This window comes from Peribacillus sp. NPDC097295, from assembly GCF_044761665.1.
Lineage (GTDB): Bacteria > Bacillota > Bacilli > Bacillales > DSM-1321 > Peribacillus.
This window is the reverse complement of record NZ_JBIWCW010000002.1, coordinates 201289-227515: the sequence shown is the minus strand read 5'-3', so window position 1 is coordinate 227515 and position 26227 is coordinate 201289. Positions and strand designations below refer to the sequence as shown.

The following is a 26227-nucleotide window of genomic DNA, read 5'->3' as shown; positions in this document are numbered from 1 at the left end:
TCATCGCCCCCCTACGGCTAGCATGATCGCATCAATCGTTCCTTGAAGAGGCCTGCCAATTAGATTAGGATATACACCGACAGCTATTATTAGGCCAAGAAGAACTGCCGTCGATACAAATTCCGCACCCTTAAGATCATATTTCTCATTCTCTATCAAACTATTATCCTTGCCAAACGTCATCATGAGTACAGCTCTCAGCACATAGACAGCCGTTAAAATGAGGCCGATGGAGCCAATTGCCGCGAGGACAGGCTGACTCTTAAACAAGCCGAGAAAGACCATGAATTCGCTGATGAACCCAGACATGCCCGGTAACCCAAGAGAGGCCATTCCACCCGCTAATAGCAGCCCCGAAAAGCGTGGCATTGACTTGGCTAGGCCCCCCAGCTTAGTAAGCACCATTGTACCTGTTCGCTCATACAGCACAGCAACCAAGAAGAATAGTAAAGCAGCAATCAAACCATGTGAGACCACCTGAAAAATAGCACCCTGCAAGCCCACTTCATTCAACGCACCAAGCCCCATCATCACAATTCCCATATGTGAAACGGACGAGTAGGCTAAAACGAGCTTGAAATCCGTCTGCACCAAAGCTAAGAAGGCACCATACAGCAAGCTGATGACCCCAAATAGAACAAGGACGAAGGCAAGGCTTCGATATTGGTCTGGAAAGATCCCCATTCCAAACCTTATGATTCCGTAAGCACCAATTTTCAAGAGGATTCCTGCATGAATCATGACGACCGATGGTGGTGCCTCGCCATGAACCCGCACCATCCAGGTATGGAAAGGAAACACGGGCAACTTAATGGCAAAAGCAATAAGAAGGGCCAAGCATAGCCCATACTTCATCGAAGCGGAAATGGGGGCAAAAAGTGAAACACCGCCCATTGTCATCATCTGGGACAGTGCCGCAATATTCGTTGTCCCTGTCCGGGCAAATAAAATCAGAATCACCACCAATAAAATGGCCGACCCAATTCCGTTATAGATTAAAAATTGGTAGGAAGCTTTTTCTTTCTCGAAATATCCCCACTTGCCAATCAAGAAGAATGTTGGTATCAGTGTCATTTCAAAAAAGATAAAAAACAAAATAAGGTTTTCCGCTGTAAAGACGCCCAGCATACCAATCTCTAAAAGTAAAAATAATAAGTAATATCCCTTCCACTCCCGCTTTATATAAAATGAGGCCAAGGACGCCAACGAGGAGATAATCGTCGTCAGCAAGAGGAAGACGAGGGCTAATCCATCCAGACCCAATTCAAAGTTAACGGCGAATAAGTTTGGGTCGTACATCGATAGATTCCCAAATCGAATCCAATTCACCTTGGTGTCAAAAGACGAGATTGCTGTTCCTGAATGATACTGCACAAATAAAAATAACGTCAGTATCAGGGGTGGCAATGTCCCGAAGAAACCGAATTGCTTAATGGTCCTTTCCTCCGTTCGAGGCATGATGGCCACCATTGCCATACCAAGCAGTGGCGAAAACACCAATAGCGTAAGCAAGTATCCGTTCATCTCAAATACCCCCCCGTGAACGCAAAGATGACCATCAGTACCGCAAGTCCGAGAAAGGCAATCACGCCATACTGCTGTACCTGTCCCGTTTGAAGCTTAGCCCCTATTTTCCCTAACCCTTCTATTGAGCTAGTCACGGTAGACACCAATCCCCCGACAATGAACTTTTCCATATAAGATAGGAACAAGCTAAAGCCTCTAGTAAGATAGCCTACAGTAAAATAGTACGCTTCATCTATGAAGTACTTATTATCCAAAACTCTATATAGAATGGAGTCCTCTCCTATGAGCCAGTGGCGTGATAGCCCCTTTTTTGCGTAGATGAGATAAGCTAGGAACATACCACCAAGGGAAACGGCCACAGCCAGCAGCATGATCCATATCGGTCCCTCATGGTGACCGACGCCAAGCAGCGACTCATCTCCCTCGACGAGCCAATTACCCAGGAAGGAACCGAACCACGGAGTTTGTATATATCCACTGACTATGGAAAGCACCGCAAGGACCACCATCGGAAGCAACATGTAGCGAGAGGACTCTTGAACGGGATTGACAGCTCCTCTCGATTCTCCCGCAAAGATCATGAAAAATAAGCGGAACATATAAAACGCCGTTAAAAAAGAGGTGATCAAAGCGAGCGTGAATAGAAAATAGCTCCCATTCCCCCAGGTTGCCATCAGGATTTCATCCTTACTGAAAAACCCAGACAAAAGGGGAAATCCCGATATCGAGAGCGTACCAATTAAGAACAACGGGCCCGTTATCTTTAACTTCTTCCATACCCCTCCCATTTTTTCGGCATCCTGTGTATGTAAAGCATGAATGACACTACCCGCTGCCAAAAACAGCAAGGCTTTAAAGAAAGCATGTGTCATTAAGTGAAACACTCCTGCGACATATCCTGCTGTACCCAACGCTAGCATCATAAAGCCAAGCTGACTGATAGTGGAATAGGCAAGCACCCGCTTCACATCTTTTTGGACTAGGGCGATGCTTGCAGCGAAGATGGCTGTAAGTCCCCCGATTACCGCGACGACCTGCATGGCTGACGAGCTTGCCAGAAACAAAGGAAACATCGTGGCTACCAAGTAAACGCCGGCGGCTACCATAGTCGCAGCATGAATCAAGGCAGATACCGGAGTAGGTCCTTCCATCGCGTCAGGAAGCCATGTATGGAGCGGGAACTGTCCGGATTTCCCGACTGCCCCGATAAAAATCAATATTGCAATCAGGGTCAACCTCCCACTTGAGATCTCACCCGTTTGAACAGCCGAGAATATATCCCCATATTCAAAGCTTCCAGTTTCCCAGAATAACAGAATGATTCCAATCAGAAGCCCCACATCACCAATCCGGGTCATGATAAATGCCTTTTTCGCAGCGAGCTTTGCTTCCTGTTTATAATAATAAAAGCCAATTAATAGGAAAGATCCGGCTCCTACAAGCTCCCAGAAAAAATAAAGCTGTAATAAATTCGGTGCCATCACAAGCCCAAGCATGGCAAAGGTAAAGAAACCAAGGTAAGCATAAAAAGTGGAAAAGCGCTCTTCGCCTTTCATGTATCCCACGGAATAAATCTGAACAAGCAGGCTTACGAAAGAAACGATCACAAGCATCATGGCATTGAGTTGGTTGACCTCAAAGCCTGATGTAAGCTGCAACCCGCCGATAGATAGCCAATCCAACGTCACCTTATAAGTAGGCTCCTGCAGCCGTTCCACCAAGACGAATACAGATAAAATGAACGATGTGAGTGTAAATAATATTCCAATATAGGCGCCTTTTTCCCGCCATCGTCTACCGTATAAAAGCAGCATCACAAACGAGACGAGTGGAAAGATCGGTATGACCCAAGCATTCTCCATCATCTTATCAAATCCCCTTCTTCATACACTTCATTTGTATGAACGATCAATGCTTCATCGTATCCATTTCATCAACATTGACCGTTTTTCGATTTCGGTAAAGTGCCATTAATATGGCTAGCCCAACAGCCGCTTCAGCTGCAGCAATCGTGATCGTAAATAATGAAAACACTTGACCCGTGATAGACGGAGTGACCCCGAATTTACTGAAGGCGACCAGGTTTATATTCGCAGCGTTCAGCATCAGTTCAATCGATATCAAAACAATAACCGCATTTCTTTTGGTCAAGGCACCATATAGACCGATACAAAATAAAACGAGTGCCAAGACGAGGTAAGCAGACAAGGGGACACCTGTCATAATTGTCCTTCCTCCTCTTCATCATCTTCTTTTTTTGCTAACACTATGGAACCGACTAATGCGACGAGCAAGAGCACTGACAACACTTCAAACGGAATCACATATTTCGAAAACAGCTCGATACCGATTTGCTTCGTATTTTCCTCATGTAGATTTGTTGGCTGAACTGGTATATCCAGATTGTAAATGCCTAGATAAACCACTAAAGCAAAGCCGGCAATCCCTAAAATCAGAAAGAATTTCCGCCAACCGTCCTTAGCCGGTTTTTCCGTTTCATGATGGCGGGTCAGCATGATCCCAAATAGCATTACGATCGTAATCGCCCCCGAATAGATGAGGATTTGTACGACAGCCACAAATTCCGCCGACAAAAGCAAGTAAATGCCGGCAATGCTGAGGAATGTAAAGACCAGCGCAATCACCATGTGCACCACTTTCGTTAACGTAATCAGCAGCAACCCGCCTACTATTGCGACGATCGCCAAGCCGATAAAAGCAATTAATTCACCAGACAAACTCATACTTTATTCACCTTCCGGATATTTTCATCATTTTCATCCAACCACTCCAGATTTTTAAATAGCTGGTCACGACTATACTCGGCCAGTTCAAATTCGTTCGTCATCACGATTGCTTCCGTCGGGCAAACTTCTGTACATAGATCACATAGAATGCATATTTCAAAATTGATGTCATACGTATCGATGATTTTTCCTTTTTTCGTTGTATCCGGATGTTTTTTTCCTGTTAACTGAATGCAATCCGTCGGACAAATCGTCACGCACTGATTACAAACAATACATTTTTCGGGATAGAATTTTTGAATTCCCCGGAACCGATCAGGGAGTGGCAGTGGTTCATTCGGATAGTCATACGTCACCTTTTTCCTGGTCAAGTTTTTCAGCGTATACGTTAGACCTTTTGCTAACCCCAGCATATCGATCCCCCGCTTTCTGAAATCTAGAACGTTTTTAAAATAGATTAAATAATTCTTTAAAAAGTGCTGTAAGAAAAATATTGGCTAACGCTACTGGCAGCAGGACCTTCCAACCGAACTCCATCAATTGGTCAACCCTTATCCTTGGGAACGTAACACGGATCCAAACCAAGACGTAAAAGACAAGACTAAACTTCAAGCCGAACCAAATAGCTCCTGGAATAAAATCCAGAAACGGTATAGAATTCCATCCTCCTAAAAATAATACAGTGGTTAACGTTGCCATTGCAAACATATATACATATTCCGATAGCATAAAGAAGGCCCAGCGGAATCCAGAGTATTCGACATGGTAGCCAGAAACGAGCTCTGATTCTGCTTCCGGAAGATCAAAAGGGACCCTGTTCAACTCGGCCACGGAAGCGATAAAGAACACGATGAAAGCAAGTGGCTGAAGGAAAATGAACCAAACTTTATCCTGCGCGGCAACGATTTCATTCAGGTTTAAGCTCCCCGTCAACAGGACGACTCCCACTAGTGACATGACGAGGGGGATTTCATAGGAAATCATTTGTGCCGCCGCGCGCATCCCACCAATCAAGGAATACTTATTGTTGGACGCCCATCCAGCAGTGACGATTCCTATCGTCGTTATGCCCGATACGGCCACATAATATAGGAGGCCGACACCGATATCCGCAAATTGAAAAGCATCGGTGAAAGGCAAGGTGGCCAATACCATAAAGGCCGGAGCAAAGGCAATAACAGGAGCTAGTATATATAGCGGTTTATCCGCTTTTTTCGGTATCGTATCTTCCTTGATCAAAAGCTTCAACACATCGGCGACCGTCTGTAAAAGCCCCCATCTACCCCCAATTTGGTTCGGGCCAATCCTCATCTGCATGAAGCCCATGATTTTCCGTTCCGAAAGGATGCCATAGGTGACAAACCCTAAAACGACGAATAAGAGCAGAACCGCCAAGCCAAAAAAGATACCAAAATTGAGTAGGCTAGGAGCTGATTGAAGCAGATTAAGTATCATTTTATCCATCCACCTCCCCTAAAACGATATCAATCGCTCCTAATATCGTTATCAAGTTCGCCATGTTTTCTCCCTCGAGCAGTTTTGGCAGGATTTGCAGATTATAAAAGGACGGGCGCCGAAATTTTAAGCGATACGGCTCCTTTTTCCCTTCACTCGCAATATAGCAGCCTATTTCACCCCTTGGGGATTCAATCCGGACGAAGGCTTCTCCTTTTGGCACCTTGATGATCTTCGGGACCTTGGCAAGAATCGGTCCATCAGCTGGAAATTGCTCCACTGCCTGTTCTAGGATTTTCAAGGATTCTTCTATTTCCTCCATCCTGCAGTGATAGCGGGAAAAAGCATCTCCTTCTTCACGGGTGGGCACATCAAATTGGAACCGGTTATAAATTGAATAAGGCTCATCTTTCCTTAAATCAAATTTCACGCCCGTACACCTTAAGTTAGCACCACTCAACGAATAGGAAAGTGCCTCCTCCTTCGAATAAACACCCACACCCTTGACCCGGTTCACAAAAATCTCATTTCCTGTAACCAGCTCGTGGTACCCAACCAGCTGCTCCCTCATATAGGGTATAAACTCTGCCACTTTTTCAATCCAATCCTCCGGCGCATCCCACTTCACGCCTCCTACCCTCATGTAATTGAACGTGAGCCGTGCCCCCGACAATTCGGTTAATAGATTGATGATCATTTCCCGTTCACGAAAGGCATATAAAAAGGGACTGGTTGCTCCAATATCAAGCAAATATGTCCCCCACCAAACAAGGTGGCTTGCCACACGGCCCAACTCCATCGCGATAATCCGTAAGTATTCTGCGCGGTCAGGTACCTCCACCCCCATCATGCTTTCAACAGCGTGACAAAGGACATAGTTGTTCGTCATCGCCGCTAAGTAATCCAGACGGTCGGTGTAGGGGATAATCTGCGTATATTGAAGATTTTCTGCGAGCTTTTCCGTTCCACGGTGCAGGTACCCGATCACTGGGGTCGCCTCTTTAATGATTTCACCGTCGATTTTGATGACAAGCCGGAACACCCCATGTGTACTTGGATGTTGTGGCCCGACATTAAGTAACATCTCTTCCGTCCGTAACATTGAGCTACACCTCCACATCAAAGGGCTGATAATCTTTTCGAAGCGGAAATCCAACCCATTCCTCCCCGAGTAAGATCCTTTTTAAATCCGGATGTCCTTGAAATTGGATACCCAGTAAATCGTAAGCCTCGCATTCCGGCCAATTTGCGCCTGGCCATAACGGCACCAATGAAGGAATAGAAGGAGAATCCCTATCAAGCTTCACCTTCAGGGCAACAGGATGTTTTGTCAGAAAGGAATAAAGGTGAACATACATTTCCATATGCGTCTCATAGTCAGTACCATGCAACTCTGATAAATATTGAAAATTTAATGTTTCATCGTGACGTAAAAAATCTGCTATTTGAAAATATGTAGCTGGTTTAGCAACCAAGGTGGGAATATCTTTTGAAAGGGAATTAATATAGTAATCTACTAGGGTATCTTCTCCCAAATGCCGTTCAATGGCCTGAATAAGTTGATCGAGGATAGGTTGGTTGGGTGAAGGTTCTTCTGGGCTCGCATCTTCCGGACTCTCTTTTACAGTGTTCCTTGCTTTCGCAGCTGCCGCGGCTTTTGCTTTTGCTACAGCAATGGCTTTGGCCTTCTCAGGATCTTCTTCTTTATTTGTTGTCCCTTTCTTTTTCGCTAGTGCAGCTGCCTTGGCCTTCGCTACGGCAGCTGCCTTTTGTTTCACTATATCTTGTTCTTCTCCTGCTGCCTCCGCTCCACTCTCTTTTGCCTGCTTTCGCGCCAGGGCTGCTGCTTTTGCCTTCGCTGCGGCGGCTGCCTTTTGCTTCGCTATATCATGTTCTTCTCCTGCTGCCTCCGCTCCACTCTCTTTTGCCTGCTTTCGCGCCAGGGCTGCTGCTTTTGCCTTTGCTGCGGCGGCTGCCTTTTGCTTCGCTATATCTTGTTCTTCTCCTGCTGCCTCCGCTCCGCTCTCTTTTGCCTGCTTTCGCGCCAGTGCTGCTGCTTTTGCTTTCGCTGCGGCCTCCTTTTTCTGCTGCGTTAGGTCTATCTCTTCACTCATTTATATCACCCGCTCTCCAGTTTTAGCTTCAGACCTAATTTTCTCTTTCAATTTATTAATTCCATAGATAAGGGCAGCGGGATTCGGTGGGCACCCCGGAATATAAACATCTACCGGAACAATCTGGTCTACCCCTTTGACGACAGAGTAGGAATGAACATATGGACCTCCAGCCGTTGCACATGAACCCATTGCTATGACCCATTTGGGTTCAGGCATTTGGTCGTACAAGCGCCTTAATATAGGGGCCATTTTCTTCGTTACCGTGCCTGAAACGATCATGACATCCGATTGTCTCGGAGAAGTACGGAAAAAGGAGCCAAAGCGGTCCAGGTCATAATGGGAAGATCCCACCCCCATCATTTCGATGGCACAGCATGCGAGACCGAAAGTCATTGGCCATAACGAATTGCTTCTAGCCCATGCCTTTACTTGCTCAAGCGTGGATAAAAAAACACTATGACGCATTTCTTCCATTTCTTCGCGAGTAAGGTTATCTAATTTCAATTCCACTTTAACACCTTCTTTTTCCAAGCGTAAATTAGGCCTAACAATAGGATAAGGACAAAAAATAACATCTCAATCAGAGCAAATAAACCCAATTCTTCATATGCAACTGCCCAAGGATAAAGAAACACTGTTTCCACATCAAAGATAACGAACATCAGACCAAATAAATAATACCTGACATTGAACTGAACCCTGGAATCCTGGAAAGGCTCCACTCCACTTTCGTAGGTCGTATATTTCATCTCATTCGGCTTATGAGGTCTAAGAAGCTTTCCGAGAAAAAGTGCTACCACTGGCAGTAAGATCCCCAAGCTAAGGAATACGAAAACAATCAAATAATTATTTTGGTAAATATGCAACTCTTCCATGTCCCATCTCCCTTACAAGGAATCATGTTTAAAAGGTACATTCACAGTTTGCTTGTCTTCATTTTCATATAGAAAACCCGTTTAAAAAAAGTATGCGACGTAACCCTTTTTTAGAAGCAAACTGCCACTTGAAGAATAAAGGCATTAAATGTAAGCGTATACATTATACCATCCAAAAAAGCGGAGTGTCATCGAACAGAGAGTCTATACGATAAATACTTTCCTCTCTTAATCGATATTATATGTTACTGGTCAACATGAACCTACACAATGTGACAAGAACTAACTTTCAGCAGGTGTTTAAAACATAGAAAAAGCACCCCGATTACACGGAGTGCTTTTTCTTTTGAAGTTTATCGCATTTCTGCAATTTGAATCCGATTTACAGCTCGTTTAAGAGCTAAGCCAGCTCTATTAGAGTCATAAGATCCATCATTATTCTGCAATCTTTGTTCTGCGCGTGTTTTTGCTGCTTGAGCACGTGCAAGATCGATAGTTTCAGCTCTTTCAGCAGATTGAGCTAAAATGGTTACCACATCAGGGCGAACTTCTAAGAAGCCACCATTTACAGCTACATAGTCTGTGTTGTTTCCATTTTTAAGACGAACAGCACCGATTGTAAGGGGAGCTACAGTTGGAACGTGTCCAGCCATAATTCCTAGCTCACCACTTTTAGCTTTCGTGCTTACCATTTCAACTTCTGCTTCATATACTGGGCCATCGGGAGTAACAACATTGACTTTAATGGTCTTCATTTCATTACCTCCTAGTTCCCTTAATTAAGCCATTTCTTTTGCTTTAGCAATAACTTCTTCGATACGGCCAACTAAACGGAAAGCATCTTCAGGAAGCTCGTCATATTTTCCAGCTAGGATATCTTTGAATCCTTGAACTGTTTCTTTTACTGGTACGTAAGAACCTTTTTGACCAGTAAATTGTTCAGCCACGTGGAAGTTTTGTGACAAGAAGTTTTGGATTCTACGAGCACGAGCAACGATTACTTTCTCGTCTTCGCTTAATTCATCCATACCCAAGATTGCGATGATATCTTGAAGTTCTTTATACTTCTGTAAAGTTGATTGTACTTGACGAGCAACATTATAGTGCTCTGCTCCAACGATCTCGGGGCTAAGTGCACGAGAAGAAGAAGCCAATGGATCAACCGCAGGGTAGATACCCATTTCAGAAAGTTTACGTTCAAGGTTAGTTGTTGCATCTAAGTGAGCGAAAGTTGTAGCTGGAGCCGGATCCGTATAGTCATCGGCAGGTACATAAATTGCTTGGATAGATGTAACAGAACCTTTATTAGTTGAAGTGATACGCTCTTGTAATTGACCCATTTCTGTAGCAAGAGTTGGTTGGTAACCAACCGCTGAAGGCATACGTCCTAGAAGGGCAGAAACCTCAGAACCTGCTTGTGTGAAACGGAAGATGTTATCGATGAAGAAAAGAACGTCTTGTCCTTGTTCATCACGGAAGTATTCAGCCATTGTCAATCCACTTAGAGCTACACGCATACGTGCACCTGGTGGCTCGTTCATTTGTCCGAATACCATCGCTGTTTTCTTAATAACACCAGAATCAGTCATCTCGTAGAAAAGGTCATTACCTTCACGAGTACGCTCACCTACACCAGCGAATACCGAGATACCGCCATGTTCTTGTGCGATGTTATTGATAAGTTCTTGGATAAGTACAGTTTTACCAACACCGGCACCACCGAAAAGACCGATTTTACCACCTTTGATGTAAGGTGCAAGTAAATCTACTACTTTGATACCAGTTTCAAGGATTTCAACTTGTGTTGAAAGTTCCTCAAAAGTTGGTGCTTGTCTGTGAATTGGATCACGACGTACATCCGCTGTAAGTGGATCAAATAGATCGATGTTTTCCCCTAAAACGTTGAAAACGCGACCTAAAGTAACATCACCAACAGGAACGGAAATCGGTGCTCCTGTATCAAGTGCTTCTGCACCACGAGTTAAACCATCCGTGGAAGACATTGCAACAGTACGAACTGTATTATCACCTAGTTGAAGGGCTACTTCAAGAGTTAGTCCTGTACCAGACGCTTTATTTTCGATTCTTAACGCGTTATAGATCTTAGGAAGTTGTCCGTCTTCGAATTTCACGTCAACAACCGGACCCATAACTTGAGTAACGCGTCCTATATTCATCGTTTTCCCTCCTTACGTTGCTTATAACGACTATCATATTCATGGAACGGCCAAGCATCGTCCGCTGGACCGCCCCCATAATTACATCTATTCTAAAGCAGCAGCGCCACCGACAATTTCCGTGATTTCTTGAGTGATTGCGGCTTGACGTGCACGGTTATATTGCAATGAAAGTGAATCGATCAATTCTTTCGCATTGTCGGTTGCATTTTTCATAGCTGTCATACGTGCAGAGTGCTCACTTGCTTTACCATCTAACAAAGCACCATAAATTAAACTTTCTGCGTACTGAGGTAATAATACCTCAAGAATTTCTTCCGCATTCGGTTCAAATTCATAAGATGTCAATTGAGCATTGGAAGTATCAAAGTCCGATAACGGAAGAACTTGCTTTTCCGTTACATCCTGTTGGATTGGGCTGACATAATGGTTGTAGTACATATAAAGCTCATCGCACAGTTCGTTTAGATACAAATTCACTGTCGATTTAGCAAGAGTGTTAATGTCAGCGAAAGAAGGCTGATCAGGAACACCGATTACTTCAAGCTCTACGTGCATACCACGGCTGACAAAGAAATCACGGCCAACCCTTCCGATTGCGATAATGACAAACTCATCATTGGATTTATGGCGTTCAAGAATTGTTTTATGAACTTGGCGAAGGACGCTACTGTTGTATGCCCCTGCCAAACCACGGTCCGATGTGATTACCAGGTAACCGGTTTTCTTCACGGGACGCTTGGCAAGCATTGGATGAGATGCATCCGTGCTTCCGTTCGCAATACTAGATACTACTTCTTGAATTTTTTCCATATATGGAACATATGCTTTAGCATTAGCTTCTGCACGGTTCATTTTTGAAGCGGATACCATTTGCATCGCTTTTGTAATTTGACTCGTCTTTTTCGTTGAAGTTATCCGAGACTTTATATCGCGTAAAGAGGCCATTCATTCTCACCACCCTTTAAAAATTAGTTAGACCTTATTATTCAGAAATAACGAAGTTCTTTTTGAATTCGTTAATTGCAGCAACGATAGCAGCGTCTTCAGGAAGACCTTTTGTTGTGCGAATGTGATCTAATAATTCTGGATGAGAACGATCTAGGAACACATAGTATTCTTCTTCGAAACGAAGGATATCCGAAACTGGAATATCATCTAGGAAGCCTTTTGTTAATGCGTAGAAAATCATAACTTGTTTTTCTACTTTAATTGGTTTGTTCAAATCTTGTTTAAGAACTTCAACTGTACGAGCACCACGGTTAAGTTTAGCTTGAGTAGCAGCATCTAGATCAGATCCGAATTGAGAGAATGCCTCTAATTCGCGGTATGAAGCCAAGTCAAGACGTAATGTACCGGCAACTTTTTTCATCGCTTTGATTTGCGCAGATCCACCAACACGTGATACGGAAAGACCAGCGTTAATCGCAGGACGTACACCTGAGAAGAACAAATCAGATTGTAGGAAGATTTGTCCATCAGTGATGGAAATAACGTTTGTTGGAATGTATGCAGAAATATCGCCTGCTTGTGTTTCAACAAATGGAAGTGCAGTAATTGAACCAGCACCTAAAGTGTCATTCAATTTAGCAGCACGCTCAAGTAAACGAGAATGCAAGTAGAATACATCCCCTGGGAATGCTTCACGACCTGGAGGACGGCGAAGCAGCAAGGAAAGTTCGCGGTATGCAGATGCTTGTTTAGAAAGATCATCATAAACCACTAGAACATGCTTGCCTGAGAACATGAATTCTTCAGCCATAGTTACACCAGCATAAGGTGCTAGGTATAATAGTGGAGCTGGTTGAGAAGCTGATGCAGATACCACGATTGTGTAATCTAAAGCACCATTCTTACGTAGTGTTTCAACTGTTCCACGAACTGTTGATTCTTTCTGACCGATAGCCACGTAGATACAGATCATGTCTTGGTCAGCTTGGTTCAAGATTGTATCGATTGCAACTGATGTTTTACCAGTTTGACGGTCACCGATGATTAACTCACGTTGTCCACGTCCGATTGGCACAAGAGCATCGATTGCTTTAATTCCTGTTTGTAGTGGTTCATGAACTGATTTACGGTCCATAACACCTGTTGCAGGACTTTCGATTGGGCGAGTTTTTGTAGTAGCAATTGGGCCAAGACCATCAATAGGTTGTCCAAGTGGGTTTACTACACGTCCGATTAATTCTTCTCCAACTGGTACTTCCATGATTCTGCCTGTACGACGCACTTCGCTGCCTTCTTGAATGTCTCTGAAAGGTCCAAGAATAACAACACCAACGTTATTTTGCTCAAGGTTTTGTGCTAATCCCATTGAACCATTAGAAAATTCTAAGAGCTCCCCAGACATTGCATTATCTAAACCATGAACGCGAGCGATACCATCACCAACAGTGATAACTGTACCTACATCGCTTACTTTAATTTCCGACTGATAGTTTTCAATCTGCTTTTTAATCAGCGCACTGATTTCTTCAGCTTTGATGCTCATGAATTTCACCCCTATCTGTGAATATTAACCTAATAGTTGTTTGCTTAGGCGATCAAGCTTGCCGCTAATCGTTCCGTCATAAATGCGGTTACCGATTTGAAGTTTGATGCCGCCAAGAATATTGCTATCCGTAACATTAGTAATACGTAAATGTTTTTTGCCGATTTTTGCAGCAAAAGATGAAGACACTGCTTCCATTTCGTTTTCAGTCAATGGACGAACTGTATAAACAGTAGCATCCGCCACTGAATTTTCTTCATTCGCAAGTTCAATGAACTCTTTTGCCATGGCAGGTACTTCATCTGTACGATGACGTTCTACCATTAACAATACAGTGTTAAGAATGGATGGAGAAATGCTTGTAAATGCATTGGCAACTACAGTGCGTTTTGCATCTTTAGTCATTTTAGGATGAGCTAAAAAACCTAATAGCTCATTATCATTTGTAAAAACTTCATTTACTACGCGAAGTTCTGCTTCAAGTTGGTTAATGAGGTTTTGCTCTTTTGCAATTTGGAAAAGGGCAACGGCATAACGTTTTGCTACTGTTATATCGCTCATTTCCCTTCTCCTGCCTCTTGAATGTATTCGTTAATCAATTGTTCTTGATCAGCTTCAGACAATTCTTTTTCAATCACTTTAGAAGCAATAAGTACGGATAGAGATGCCACTTGCTCGCGTAATGCATTGATGGCTTTTTCTTTTTCCTGTACGATTTCACGCTTAGCTGATTCTTTCACACGATCAGCTTCCAGACGTGCTTGTTTCACGATATCTTCACGCTGTGCTTCACCTTGAAGTTTTGCGTTTTCGATAAGTTGTCCAGCTTCAGTGCGAGATTGCTTAACGATCTCACGTTGTTCTTCTAAATATTTAAGTGCTTCTTGTCTGCTAGCTTCAGCTGCTTGAATTTCATTTGCAACGTGTTCTTCACGTTGAGTCATGATGCCCATTAGAGGACCCCATGCAAATTTCTTCAGCAACGCTAACAAAATTATAAACATAACTAATTGGAATATCATATCTCCGCCATTGAAGCCGGCAGTTGATGACCCAAGTACAAAGCTGCTTGTTAACACGCTTGGTTCACTCCCTTCACGAGTTTCACTTCTTAAGCGTTCATTTATGAATGAACTTTTAGAAAACTGTGCTCTTAAAATGTATTAAAACAGGATTGTGGACATAAAGGAAAGGCGAAGGTTCACATGGAACGAACTTCGCCATTTTTGAACTTTTTAAAGGTTCTATTAACCACCGTATACCATGAATGCGATAACTACTGCGATGATAGGCATTGCCTCAACTAAACCTACACCGATGAACATTGTTGTTTGAAGCATACCGCGAGCTTCTGGTTGACGAGCGATACCTTCTACTGTTCTTGAAACGATAAGACCATTACCAATACCTGCACCTAGTGCTGCTAAACCAATTGCGATTGCTGCTGCAAGAAGACCTACTGAACCTGTCATTATAAATATCCTCCTTAAAATTGTATCAAAATTTTATTATTTCAGTTCTAAATGAACTTATAATTAATGGTCGTCACTGACTTTATGAGACAGATAAACCATTGTTAACGTAACAAAGATAAATGCTTGGATACTGCCGACGAAAATACTATAGCCTTGCCATACTAATGTAGGAACGATCGCTCCAACAAATCCTAGGGCTCCACTCATGGCCAGCGTACCGGCTAGTAAGCTTAGTAAAACTTCACCTGCATAAATATTACCATATAGACGCAGACCAAGTGTCAAGGAATTGGTAAACTCCTCTACGAAAGTCATTGGGTTTTTATAAGCTTTGAAGTAACCCTTCGCGCCTTTCATTTTTATAGCATAGTAATGCGTTAAACCTAAGACCATGACCGCAAGAGTCAATGTGATAACTGGGTCGGCTGTTGGTGATTTCCACCAAAGGACACCATCGTAACTAATTGCAAATGGAAGACCGAGCATATTGGACACAAAAATGTACATCAGCAAAGTCATACCAAGCAGTTGAAACTGACCACCTGTTCTCCAGTCCATATTACTATTGATAATACCCTTAACAAAATCCATAATCCATTCCATGAAATTCTGCATGCCAGTTGGCTTCATTGCAAGCTTGCGTGTACTAATCACTGCAAGGATAAATACAACTAGGCTTGCTATCGTTATCATTAGGACATTACTCAAGTTAAAGGTTAGACCCATAAATTCATGTAAGGGTGCTTCATGATTCAACTATATTCACCTCTCTTCCCCGCTATCGACGTATTAATTGGATGAAAAAATCTATAAAAATGACAATATAAGCTGTCATTAATCCCCATACAACACTAATCAGATGAAAATGCTCCGGATATTCCAATGCAACGAGTACCGCAAAACCTGCGGATGCCATTCGTGTCAATGTACCAAGAGATTTGACTTTTTTGCCCTCATCAAGCGCTCGACTGAATTTCTTGATTTTTTGGTTAATCAGCCATAAATTATACAAACTCAAAACCGTACCCAGTATAAGCCCCGCAAACACGGCTTGGTAACTCGTAAGTCCCCATCCAACAACATAAACCGCCAGAAGATAAACTATATATTTACTCTGCCTGTTGAACATGATTTTTATTTCTGGCATTTACATTTAATCTCCTGAGAAATATTTTCGTACTGAATGGAGCATTGCTTGTAAACTAACTAACGCTAGTCCACAAAGAAGGCCAATTATTAATTGCAGCGGTTCGAATCATAGTGCGTCCATACATCTCCCTAAGAAAGTGAAACGGATTGACAAAAGATCCGACTAGTTGAGAAAGAATCGCTAACATCAAAGCAACAGCCATAGCCATAAAGGAAGGCGATTTTTTTGATGAAAAGTTGCATCCTCGCGGTTGAATTTAGTGGAGGATAGAAAAAAAATCCATGCTGTAAAATTCTGCATGTCGGGCATTTGAAAACCCTCTCATTTTACATCCTTAGTTAGCATACAATAGGCTAGTTTCATTGTCAATGTGTCGTTAGTGAAATTTGTCACAGGTTTGTAAATATTACTGAATTGTTCACAGAATATCTTTTTTTAGCCATTGACATAGATTTCATTTTACATATTTCTATTGTTTACTCAATAAGTAACGTCTTTTCTATTCGATCTTCCCTCCCTCCCCTTCTCGCAAAGATAATGGCCTTATATATTCCATTGGGTGGCAAGTCCTTCTTCATAATGGTTTTTTTGGTTAAGCCGGATGCCGCTGGTCTGGACCAATCCAGAAATCCCGCAAACCTCAGACTATCCACATCATAGAGAGCAATCCCGAATTCTTCTGCCCCTCTTGGGAGATACATTTCATAACGGTATGTACTCGCTTGATCTCCTTTACCAAACTCGAATCCCATCACTCTTGGATAATTAGGTTCTTCTTTTACATATAGATAGGGGAGGGATATCTTTTTACTGCCTTCCATTATGGCAAGGTAACCATCATACACTCCCTTATTAAGTTTTTTCGGACTTACTTGAAGGCCCACGCGCACCTCTTTCTTTTCACCAGGCTTTAACATAAAGGACTGAGGCAAGTCCCATATGAGGCTCTTTTCTCGCAAAGGGACGACTAACGTATAACGCCTTCTGCTATTTCCTGTATTTTCAAGAATCAACGTTTGATGATGCTCTTCGATTCCATCCCTTTTAGTGTACATTCCGAATGATAGGGAACTTGGTTGTAAGACTGTGTCTGCTTTCAAGGCCTCATCAATTTGAATTCGGCCTGCTCCTTGTTCATAAGTATGGTATAACTGTTGATTAGACTTATTCAAGGGTTTGGAAGTACTCATCAGCGCCGACTTTACTTGGTCCGGAGTCCAGTCCGGATGTTTCTGCAAGATAAGTGCGCACGCCCCAGCCACGTGCGGGGCAGACATACTCGTTCCCGCTAAGGCCATATATCCATTTGGGATCGTGCTATTAATTTCAACTCCCGGGGCAAGCAAATCAGGTTTAATATTCCATGAAACCGTCACAGGGCCCCTTGAGCTAAAGTCAGCCAATCTATCCTGCTCCTTCTTATAGGTAAAGTGAACCTTTTTGGATACATCATCCACCAATTCATTTTTAAGGCGTAATCCATCTTTTCTTATAATAGAAGCAACTGGAATCTTCATCTCTTTCTCCAGGCTACCCGTAAAAGATCCATTTGTATTATTAAATATGATGACCCCCTTTGCCCCCGCCCTTTCAGCGTTGGTTACTTTTTCTTGAAAGGTGAGTACACCACGCTCCAATAAAACGATTTTATCCTTCGCATTTTTTATTTCATTTTCCTTTCCAAGTCCTCCATAGGTGATATCTTCCGAAAAAGTAAAATTCCACTTAGTTGAGCCTTGTAATACGGATAGGTTCGATTGATATTTACCGGCACCAAGCCCGTAAATCATTACAGGTACCTTTAAGGGAGGAGTGGATGCTCCCACCGATATAGCTTTCTCCGAGGTTCCCGGTGATCCTACCGTCCAAACGGCCGGACCTGAATTACCGTTGGAAGTAACCGCAACGATTCCCGATTCCACCGCTTTGTTTAATGCAAGGGAGATAGGCAAATCGGGCCCATTGATATCATTGCCCAGGGATAGGTTCAGCACGTCGACTTCATCCTTTATCGCTGATTCGATAGCGGCTAAAACTTGCTCGGTATCCCCCGACCCTCCAGGTCCTAAAGCACGATAAGCATATATTTCAGCTTCCGGGGCCACTCCCCTCAATTTACCGTTCGCTGCAATGATGCCAGCTACATGGGTTCCATGAAGCGTATCTAACTCTCCCTGGTTTTTTGTTTCCATTGGGTCAGCATCGTCATCCACCAAATCCTTGCCACCCTTATACGCATGTTGGAGATCCGGATGGGTGTAATCGATACCCGTATCAATAATTCCGACCTTCACTCCTTTTCCAGTAATTCGCCGGTGCTTCTTATCAAAGAAACTTCTTACACGGTTCCCGCCAATATAAGGTACACTTTCATCGAGCACCGCGTGGTAATTCGAGACTTCCGATACTGCCTGTATATTATTCTCCTTCCAAAGCCTTTCCACTTCACTTCTTTCCCCTTGTACTGAAAATCCATCAAGGGCAATCGAGTAGACATTACGTAAATTTAATGTTGGGTATTTTTCAAGCAATTTCACAATCTTATCTTTCCCTATCGATTGATCCATCGTCACAACAACCGTTACTTTTTTGGATTCACCCGTGTCGGGTAGTGGGGGTAGGATGACAGATGAAAATCCCTTTTCTATTGGAAGGAGGTATGAAGATAAGATTATGGAAAAAGTTAAAATAATCGCTCTCAATTTACTCACACTCCTTAGCCATTATCTTTTTCCAATTACAGAGGAGTATGCAATAAAAAAGGAAAAGCCGTTTATTTGGCTTTTCCTTTTTTATTATTCAAATCTTGTTGGCGGTACATTTATTTGCTTGAAATAATAGCGGACCGCTTCAGCAATACGGACTGAAGCGTTTCCGTCACCATATGGGTTTGAAGCCTTGGACATTCTTTGATGTTCTTCGGGATTGTTCAGCAATTCATATGCCATATGAACAATCGTCTGTTCATCCGTTCCCGCAAGCTTCAAAGTCCCCGCTTTGATTCCTTCCGGACGTTCAGTCGTATCGCGCAATACAAGGACAGGAACTCCCAGTGAAGGAGCCTCTTCTTGAATCCCTCCTGAGTCTGTTAAAATCAAGTAGGCCCTGGAAGCAAAATTATGAAAATCCAATACATCCAGGGGTTCGATTAAATGGATACGTGGATCATCACCGAGAATCTCATTTGCAAGTTCTTGTACAGCAGGATTCAAGTGGACTGGATATACCACTTGGACATCATCGTGATCTGCGACGATCCTTTTCACAGCTCTGAAGATATTACGCATCGGTTCGCCTAGGTTTTCCCTACGATGAGCCGTTAGCAAAATAAGTCTATCATTACCTAACCCCGTTAATACCGGATGTGAATAGGTGGAGCGAACGGTCGTTTTCAAAGCATCCGTTGCCGTATTCCCAGTCACGAAGATGTTATCCTTCTTGTTTTCATTCAATAAGTTCTCTTCCGCTTTCGCAGTCGGCGCAAAATGCAGGTCGGCCATCGTACCCGTTAGTTGACGATTCATTTCTTCGGGATACGGGGAATATTTATTCCATGTACGTAACCCCGCTTCTACATGCCCAATGACAATTTGATTGTAGAAGGCTGCTAAACTCGCCACAAAGGTTGTCGTTGTATCACCATGCACAAGAACAATATCGGGCTTGGCTTCTTTCATTATGGAATCAAGCCCACTTAAAGCTCTCGTCGTAATATCTGACAGGGTTTGCCTTTCCTTCATAATGTTCAAATCGTAATCAGGAACTATGGAAAACAAGTCCAGGACTTGATCTAGCATTTGTCGATGTTGGGCCGTCACAGCCACAATCGGTTTGAAAAATTCTGGGTGTTTTTGAAATTCGAGTACTAAGGGAGCCATTTTGACAGCTTCAGGCCTCGTTCCGAAAATCGTCATGACCTTAATCGGTTGTTTCATTCGTGACACCTCAGTTTCTTTCTATTTTGTGCCGAATAAACGATCTCCTGCGTCTCCTAGACCCGGAACGATATATCCGTGTTCATCCAATTTTTCATCGAGCCCTGCAATGTATATATCAACATCCGGATGGGCTTCTTTCAATGCCTCTACTCCTTCTGGAGCTGCAATGAGGCACATGAATTTGATATTAACTGCCCCACGTTTTTTAATAGAATGAATTGCTTCGATGGCTGAACCGCCTGTAGCTAACATCGGGTCAACGACAATGCATTCTCTCTCTGCTAAATCACTTGGCATTTTTACATAGTATTCAACCGGTTGTAGTGTTTCAGGGTCACGGTACAGACCAACATGTCCTACTTTTGCAGCTGGTATCAATTTAATGATTCCATCAACCATTCCTATACCTGCACGTAGAATGGGAACGATGCCCACTTTCTTACCGGAAAGCATCTTCACTTTAGCCTTGCTGACTGGCGTTTGGATTTCCACTTCTTCAAGTTGCATATCTCTAGTGATTTCAAAGGCCATTAATGAAGCCACTTCATCTACTAATTCACGGAATTCTTTTGTTCCAGTATTTATATCGCGTATATAAGCTAATTTGTGTTGAATTAACGGGTGGTCAAAAACATAAACTTTTCCCATTTTTCATCTCTCCAATTCCAGTGCGTGATTTTGTTTATTTCTCTACATGCAAATTCTTTTTGTGCCCTATAAAATTCACTTCTACCCATTTTACAGAAAAAAGACTCAATCTTCAATAAAGGTTTAGATGTCAGACTTATTTCAAATATTAAGATTCTTCAGTATTCAACAATTATTCACTTTGTCTCCACCTTATAAAAAAACCGCTCCTAAAAGGAAGCGGTTTAATGCTTAGAATGAAGGATACAGATCGAACTTATTCGTTAAAGCTTCAACACGTTGTTTCGCTTCATCAAGTTTCGCTTCATCTTCGTTATTTTTCAAAACAAGCCCAATGATTGCCGCAATCTCATCCATATCTTCTAAACCGAAGCCACGAGAAGTCACTGCCGCTGTTCCAATACGGATACCACTTGTTACGAATGGTTTTTCCGGATCGTATGGGATGGCATTTTTATTAACGGTGATCCCGATTTCATCCAATGCTTTTTCTGCAATTTTCCCTGTCAATCCTGTTGAACGAACATCAAGTAAAATCAAGTGATTGTCCGTGCCATCAGAGACAAGGGTAAATCCTTCTTTCTTTAGACCTTCACCCAAACGTTTAGCATTATCGATGATTTGTTGAGCATACCCTTTAAAGTCATCTTGAAGAACTTCACCGAAAGCCACGGCCTTAGCTGCAATAACATGCATCAATGGTCCACCTTGAATGCCAGGGAAGATTGATTTATCGATCTTTTTGCCGAATTCTTCTTTACAAATGATCATACCGCCACGTGGTCCGCGAAGTGTTTTATGGGTAGTTGTCGTTACAAAATCTGCATAAGGGACTGGACTCGGATGCAAACCTGCAGCTACTAAACCTGCAATATGCGCCATGTCGACCATTAAATATGCTCCCACTTCATCCGCAATTTCACGGAACCGTTTAAAATCGATTTCACGCGGATAAGCACTAGCGCCCGCAACGATTAATTTCGGTTTATGCTGACGGGCTTTTTCCAATACATCATTGTAATCAATACGGTGATCTTTTTCGTCTACACCATATTCAACAAAATTGTAGTTAACTCCACTAAAGTTAACCGGACTTCCATGCGTTAAATGGCCGCCATGGGAAAGATTCATTCCAAGCACCGTGTCGCCTGTTTGAAGAATAGTAAAGTAAACAGCCATATTCGCTTGAGCACCTGAGTGAGGTTGGACGTTTACATACTCACCACCAAAAATTTCCTTGGCGCGATCGCGTGCTAAATCTTCTACAATATCGACATATTCACAGCCGCCATAATAGCGCTTGCCAGGATACCCTTCAGCATATTTATTGGTTAGAACAGATCCTTGAGCTTCCATGACAGCTTCACTAACGAAGTTCTCAGAGGCAATAAGTTCGATCTTACTTCTTTGCCGCCCTAATTCCAGTTGGATTGCGTTAAATACTTGTTCATCTTGTTTTGCTAAACGATTCATTCCGTAATTCCTCCTCCATGTGTGCGGGATATTCGCTTTTTCCATTATGTACAACATGCCCTCAAAAAGACATGAAAAAGCCTCAGCCTTAATTGTTTGAAAATTCTACTCTATTTTAACATGTCTATTTTAGAAGTGGTAGTTTATTTTAGTCGAATATTTTTTCTTTCTTATTACACAATGTTCGTATTTCGTGTGAATATTAAGGGAAAATATTCTTTATAGTTAAAAATAAATAGTAAAAAACTCTTCCCATGAATAGCCAGGCTTACTTCATGAACTATTTATCTGCCACCATTAAAAACAGCATCCCAATTAATGGATGCTGTTTTTCTTATTAAGTACACCTTTTGTTTTCAGGAGCTTTTTGATATACGGCTCGTTCTCCACCAATCAATTTGGGACGAGTTTTTGCCAATGTCACATGTGCATGACCTATTTCTTTAATCGACGTTCTAACCGGCACAGCGACGTGCTTCAAGTGCATGCCAATAAAGGTATCACCAATATCAATTCCCGCGTCGGCCTTGATATGTTCGACAACAACGGCATCATCCCATTGCCCAAAGGCATGGGTCGCCATCGATCCGCCCGCTGTTCTCACAGGAATAACCGCCACTTCTTCATAACCTCGTGAATCCGCTGACTCCCTTGGAATGACTAGAGCTCTATTCAAGTGTTCACAACATTGATAAGCAACCTGGACTCCCGTTTCTTCTTGGAACTCCTTCACTACGCCAAAAATCATTCCCGCCACATCAAGTGTTCCCTCGGTACCAATTCGTTTTCCTATCACTTCACTTGTAGAGCAGCCAATTACTAATAGCTGTTGCTTCTTTAATAAAGCTGTTGCCTGGAATTCCTGTAACAGTTTTCGAAACTGGTTTTTCCACTTCCCGAGATCTTCTGATAACAAAGTATCACTTGTCATGAAAAACGCATCCTTTCATCATGGATACCTCGCAAGATGTTCTTTACGAACGTTGAGCGGTATTAGCTATCTTTTACTTCATACTCTGCAATCTTACCAATCCGGTTTTCGTGACGACCACCCTCAAATTCAGAAGTCAACCATGTTTGGGCTATTTCCCTAGCAAGGCCCGGACCGATGACGCGTTCACCCATCGCTAACACATTACTGTCATTATGCTGACGGGTCAATTTTGCACTGTACACATCATGTACCAGTGCGCAACGTATTCCTTTGACTTTATTGGCAGCAATGCTCATTCCGATGCCAGTACCGCAGATTAAGATTCCCCGATCAAACTCACCTTTCGCCACTTTTTCGGCAACAGGCAAGGCATAGTCCGGGTAATCCACGGATGTAGTGCATTCACAGCCAAAATCTTCAAATTGGATATTCAATTCAGTCATTAAATTCTTTAGTTCTTCACGGATTTGAATTCCTCCATGATCTGATGCGATGGCAACTTTCATAACAAAGTCCTCCTAGATGTTCTTATTTATTTTATTGTGTCACAAAATTATTAAAAGATAAAGTGAAGCAGGTCTCCTATATACAAAAGCAGGAAATCAGCGACCGATTTCCTGCTTGTAAGTAGTGTTACGTATGAAAACGAGTGATGGTCTGCTTTAGTTTGTCCGCTTGCCCTTTAAGTTCCATGGCCAGTTTATCTACGTTTTCCATAACAGAGGCCTGTTCATGGGTTGCAGCCGTTACTTCTTCCGCTCCAGCAGATGTTTCTTCTGCAATGGCAGCCACTTCCTGCGACTGCCTTGATGTTTCCTCGACGCTTTCCATCTGACGGTCGACAAGCTCAGTAATATCTTTTACAGCCACAACAACGTTATGTACCGTTTTGGTCATGCCTTCGATTGCTACATCTGTATCAGTACCTTTTTGTGCCTCTTTATTTGCCGATGCAACCTGATCACTGATTTGCTTCACAACAGCCTGAACTTCAACCTGAATATCCTTTATCAGGCTTGAAATACCTTGAACAGCTTTTGCGCTCTCATCCGCCAAGAGACGGACTTCCTCCGCCACAACAGCGAATCCTTTTCCATGTTCTCCGGCACGGGCCGCTTCAATGGAAGCATTCAATGCCAAAAGATTGGTTTGGGCTGCTATATCACCGACAAGTTCAATGATTTGTTCCACCTTTTTCGCATTTCCCTCTAAACGCTTAACCGTTTTGAGAGACTGTTGGTTTTCTTGAGCCAATTGTTTAATCCCAGAAACCAAGGAATTGACGACTTCCTTACTCTGGAATAGTTCTTCAGCCATTTTGCTGGAAAGTCCAACGGATGCCTTCGCTTTACTTTGAACCTGTTGCGCAATCATGATGACATCATCGATGGATTCTGCCGTATTCATGATGGAGACAGCTGAGTTATCTGCCCCTTTGGATATTTCCTCAATGGTTCTTGCGATGTTTTCAGCTTGTTCCGAAGCTCTCGAAGACTCTTGGGAAATATGAATGACTTTATTATTGGTCTCTTGAAAATTCCCTTCAATGCTTTGTACCATTTCCCGCAGGTTAAACAGCATTAAGTTAAAGGCCGTTCCCAAAGAACGGATTTCATCATCCGTCTTCGAGAGTACCACTTCTTCATTAATACTCCCCTGCGCTGCACTTAAAGCAACTTTTTCCAGCCTTTGTAGGGGCTTAGTAATCACACCGGCTGCAAAAAAGGCAAGAAGACCTGACCACATTATGCCTAGTAACAAAGTAGCAATGCTAAAACTTATCGAATTGATATTTTCGAAAAACATTGGATGAACAACGAAAATAAAAAATGCCGAGGTCGAATAAGTGATTAAAGCAAGGACTGTAATAAAGACAACTAATTTCTTCCGCAAACCAAACTTATAATGTGTTCTTTCCGCCATTCTCTTTCCCCCTGTAGACTTACTCTTTAAGCCTTTTAACCAATTCTATAATTAAACCATGAAGCTCCTTGAATGTTTCCCGATACAGCTCTTCCGGACCTCCAAACGGATCCATTATGTCTCTATCATATTTATCGTCCTGAACAAATTCTTTTAAAGTAAAAGTTTTATGATTTATTGTAGGGAACGTATTTAGAATGATTGATTTATGTCCTTCCGTCATCGTCAAAATATGTGTGGCCCAGTCTATATCCTGCTTGGATAATGGTGTTGAGTGATGATGATTCCACATGTCATTTTCCTCTAACACTCTTTTGGCATGAATAGAAGCGTCCTGACCAGATGAAGCATATACGCCTGCGGACCTTACTTCAATACCTGATATGTTCTTACTTTTTAAAATCGCTTCTGCCATGGGGCTTCTGCACGTGTTGCCGGTACATACAAATAATACTCGGATCATAAGTAACGCCTCCTTTTTTATTCATTATAAGGCATAGATCCATTTTGAATAGTCCATCTATAAACCTACTCATAATTAAAATAACATAAAAATTCCCACTAATGCGAATAAAATAAGGCAATTTTATAAACCTTTTGACCTATGTATATTACAAATAAAAACCGCTCCGGTATATCGGAACAGTTAGAGGGTAAAAAGATAGGAAATGAATACTGTCTAAAAGGAGAATAATAGCTTTAGGCCAAATGCACATAGAATACTCCCACCAAGAATCTCACTGTACACTCCCAACAAACCCTGCATTTTTCTCCCAAGCAGAAGTCCCGCCCATGTTAAAAGAGTGGCAGCCAATCCAAAGCATAGAATGGTCACGATTGTTTTCGCCCCATAAATCCCCAGTGTCAACCCTACCGAAAAGCTATCCAGGCTCACTCCTAATGCAAAAATGAACAACCCTTTTCCAACCGGAGCTAGCAGGTTGCTTTCTCTATCCCCTGATTCACCCACCTTTCCAGGTAAGAACATCTGGATGCCAAGAATAATTAACAAAAGACCGCCTGCATATGTAGCAAAAGTTCCAAATTTATCAGAAATGAACCGACCCGCCCCCATTCCAAGCAGGGGCATCCAAACATGAAAAAAGCCGACTGTCAGCCCGATGAAGAAAATCTGCTTCAACCTTAGCTTGAACATACCCATTCCAAGTCCGACTGAAAAAGCGTCCATCCCTAATGCAAACGCCATGAGCAATAAGGTGATTATTTCTCCAGTAACTGTATCCATTCCAACCCCCCTCGGACGTGCCTACTACATGTTATGCATGTCCGAAAA

The 26227-nt window shown here is 42.6% G+C and carries 28 protein-coding genes; all 28 read right to left on the bottom strand.

From position 1 onward, the window contains the following. The gene (locus tag ACIQXN_RS04360) at positions 1-1524 is read right to left on the bottom strand and encodes a complex I subunit 4 family protein (RefSeq protein ID WP_402962205.1); all 1524 of its coding nucleotides are present in this window, start codon (positions 1522-1524) and stop codon (positions 1-3) included. Continuing rightward, positions 1521-3392, bottom strand: a complete 1872-nt coding sequence (gene nuoL, locus ACIQXN_RS04355; RefSeq protein ID WP_402962203.1) for an NADH-quinone oxidoreductase subunit L — start codon at positions 3390-3392, stop codon at positions 1521-1523. The genes ACIQXN_RS04360 and nuoL overlap by 4 nt, the downstream gene beginning before the upstream one ends. A 43-nt stretch (positions 3393-3435) precedes the next feature. Then, complete coding sequence (gene nuoK / locus ACIQXN_RS04350; protein WP_402962201.1) at positions 3436-3750, bottom strand: NADH-quinone oxidoreductase subunit NuoK; 315 nt, start codon at positions 3748-3750, stop codon at positions 3436-3438. Beyond that, a complete protein-coding gene (locus ACIQXN_RS04345; RefSeq protein ID WP_402962199.1) occupies positions 3747-4271 on the bottom strand; it encodes an NADH-quinone oxidoreductase subunit J in 525 nt (174 codons plus the stop codon). The genes nuoK and ACIQXN_RS04345 overlap by 4 nt, the downstream gene beginning before the upstream one ends. After that, entirely contained in the window at positions 4268-4687 is a 420-nt protein-coding gene (gene nuoI / locus ACIQXN_RS04340) for an NADH-quinone oxidoreductase subunit NuoI (RefSeq protein ID WP_402962197.1), read from the bottom strand. The genes ACIQXN_RS04345 and nuoI overlap by 4 nt, the downstream gene beginning before the upstream one ends. A 34-nt stretch (positions 4688-4721) precedes the next feature. Continuing rightward, positions 4722-5729 (bottom strand): NADH-quinone oxidoreductase subunit NuoH, encoded by a 1008-nt coding sequence (gene nuoH, locus ACIQXN_RS04335; protein WP_402963329.1) that lies wholly within the window; start codon positions 5727-5729, stop codon positions 4722-4724. A 1-nt stretch (position 5730) separates the two neighbouring features. Beyond that, complete coding sequence (locus ACIQXN_RS04330) at positions 5731-6831, bottom strand: NADH-quinone oxidoreductase subunit D (RefSeq protein WP_402962195.1); 1101 nt, start codon at positions 6829-6831, stop codon at positions 5731-5733. A 4-nt stretch (positions 6832-6835) separates the two neighbouring features. Further along, positions 6836-7843: an NADH-quinone oxidoreductase subunit C gene (locus ACIQXN_RS04325; protein WP_402962193.1), complete on the bottom strand. Its 1008-nt coding sequence runs from the start codon at positions 7841-7843 to the stop codon at positions 6836-6838. After that, complete coding sequence (locus tag ACIQXN_RS04320; RefSeq protein WP_402963326.1) at positions 7844-8320, bottom strand: NuoB/complex I 20 kDa subunit family protein; 477 nt, start codon at positions 8318-8320, stop codon at positions 7844-7846. Between the two features lie 26 nt (positions 8321-8346). Then, on the bottom strand, positions 8347-8721 hold the full coding sequence (locus ACIQXN_RS04315) for an NADH-quinone oxidoreductase subunit A (RefSeq protein ID WP_402962191.1): 375 nt from the start codon (positions 8719-8721) through the stop codon (positions 8347-8349). Positions 8722-9074: 353 nt separating this feature from the next. Then, a complete protein-coding gene (locus ACIQXN_RS04310; protein WP_402962189.1) occupies positions 9075-9476 on the bottom strand; it encodes a F0F1 ATP synthase subunit epsilon in 402 nt (133 codons plus the stop codon). Positions 9477-9500: 24 nt separating this feature from the next. Next, on the bottom strand, positions 9501-10898 hold the full coding sequence (gene atpD / locus ACIQXN_RS04305) for a F0F1 ATP synthase subunit beta (RefSeq protein WP_402962187.1): 1398 nt from the start codon (positions 10896-10898) through the stop codon (positions 9501-9503). 87 nt (positions 10899-10985) lie between these two features. Continuing rightward, a complete protein-coding gene (locus ACIQXN_RS04300) occupies positions 10986-11846 on the bottom strand; it encodes a F0F1 ATP synthase subunit gamma (protein ID WP_402962185.1) in 861 nt (286 codons plus the stop codon). 37 nt (positions 11847-11883) lie between these two features. Continuing rightward, positions 11884-13392: a F0F1 ATP synthase subunit alpha gene (atpA, locus tag ACIQXN_RS04295; RefSeq protein ID WP_402962183.1), complete on the bottom strand. Its 1509-nt coding sequence runs from the start codon at positions 13390-13392 to the stop codon at positions 11884-11886. A 24-nt stretch (positions 13393-13416) separates the two neighbouring features. After that, on the bottom strand, positions 13417-13953 hold the full coding sequence (locus ACIQXN_RS04290) for a F0F1 ATP synthase subunit delta (RefSeq protein ID WP_402962181.1): 537 nt from the start codon (positions 13951-13953) through the stop codon (positions 13417-13419). Then, positions 13950-14471 (bottom strand): F0F1 ATP synthase subunit B, encoded by a 522-nt coding sequence (gene atpF / locus ACIQXN_RS04285; protein ID WP_402870335.1) that lies wholly within the window; start codon positions 14469-14471, stop codon positions 13950-13952. The genes ACIQXN_RS04290 and atpF overlap by 4 nt, the downstream gene beginning before the upstream one ends. 168 nt (positions 14472-14639) lie before the next feature. Beyond that, entirely contained in the window at positions 14640-14864 is a 225-nt protein-coding gene (gene atpE, locus ACIQXN_RS04280; RefSeq protein ID WP_048685857.1) for a F0F1 ATP synthase subunit C, read from the bottom strand. Between the two features lie 63 nt (positions 14865-14927). Beyond that, positions 14928-15623, bottom strand: coding sequence for a F0F1 ATP synthase subunit A (gene atpB / locus ACIQXN_RS04275; protein WP_402962179.1), 696 nt, complete (start codon positions 15621-15623; stop codon positions 14928-14930). 22 nt (positions 15624-15645) lie between these two features. Continuing rightward, positions 15646-16014, bottom strand: a complete 369-nt coding sequence (locus ACIQXN_RS04270; RefSeq protein WP_402962176.1) for an ATP synthase subunit I — start codon at positions 16012-16014, stop codon at positions 15646-15648. Between the two features lie 479 nt (positions 16015-16493). Further along, a complete protein-coding gene (locus tag ACIQXN_RS04265) occupies positions 16494-18728 on the bottom strand; it encodes a S8 family serine peptidase (protein ID WP_402962173.1) in 2235 nt (744 codons plus the stop codon). A gap of 84 nt (positions 18729-18812) precedes the next feature. Continuing rightward, positions 18813-19952 (bottom strand): non-hydrolyzing UDP-N-acetylglucosamine 2-epimerase, encoded by a 1140-nt coding sequence (wecB, locus tag ACIQXN_RS04260; RefSeq protein ID WP_402962171.1) that lies wholly within the window; start codon positions 19950-19952, stop codon positions 18813-18815. Between the two features lie 21 nt (positions 19953-19973). Further along, entirely contained in the window at positions 19974-20603 is a 630-nt protein-coding gene (gene upp, locus ACIQXN_RS04255) for a uracil phosphoribosyltransferase (RefSeq protein ID WP_402962168.1), read from the bottom strand. 231 nt (positions 20604-20834) lie between these two features. Further along, the gene (locus tag ACIQXN_RS04250) at positions 20835-22076 is read right to left on the bottom strand and encodes a serine hydroxymethyltransferase (RefSeq protein ID WP_402962166.1); all 1242 of its coding nucleotides are present in this window, start codon (positions 22074-22076) and stop codon (positions 20835-20837) included. A 337-nt stretch (positions 22077-22413) separates the two neighbouring features. After that, positions 22414-23007, bottom strand: coding sequence for a TIGR01440 family protein (locus tag ACIQXN_RS04245; RefSeq protein ID WP_402962163.1), 594 nt, complete (start codon positions 23005-23007; stop codon positions 22414-22416). A gap of 62 nt (positions 23008-23069) precedes the next feature. Beyond that, positions 23070-23516 carry a ribose 5-phosphate isomerase B gene (gene rpiB / locus ACIQXN_RS04240; protein ID WP_402962161.1) on the bottom strand — a complete coding sequence of 149 codons (447 nt, stop codon included), beginning with the start codon at positions 23514-23516 and terminating at the stop codon, positions 23070-23072. Between the two features lie 127 nt (positions 23517-23643). Beyond that, entirely contained in the window at positions 23644-24933 is a 1290-nt protein-coding gene (locus ACIQXN_RS04235) for a methyl-accepting chemotaxis protein (protein ID WP_402962159.1), read from the bottom strand. A gap of 19 nt (positions 24934-24952) precedes the next feature. After that, positions 24953-25396, bottom strand: coding sequence for a low molecular weight protein arginine phosphatase (locus tag ACIQXN_RS04230; protein WP_402962156.1), 444 nt, complete (start codon positions 25394-25396; stop codon positions 24953-24955). 216 nt (positions 25397-25612) lie between these two features. After that, a complete protein-coding gene (locus ACIQXN_RS04225) occupies positions 25613-26179 on the bottom strand; it encodes a manganese efflux pump MntP (protein WP_402962154.1) in 567 nt (188 codons plus the stop codon). Positions 26180-26227 lie beyond the last annotated feature (48 nt).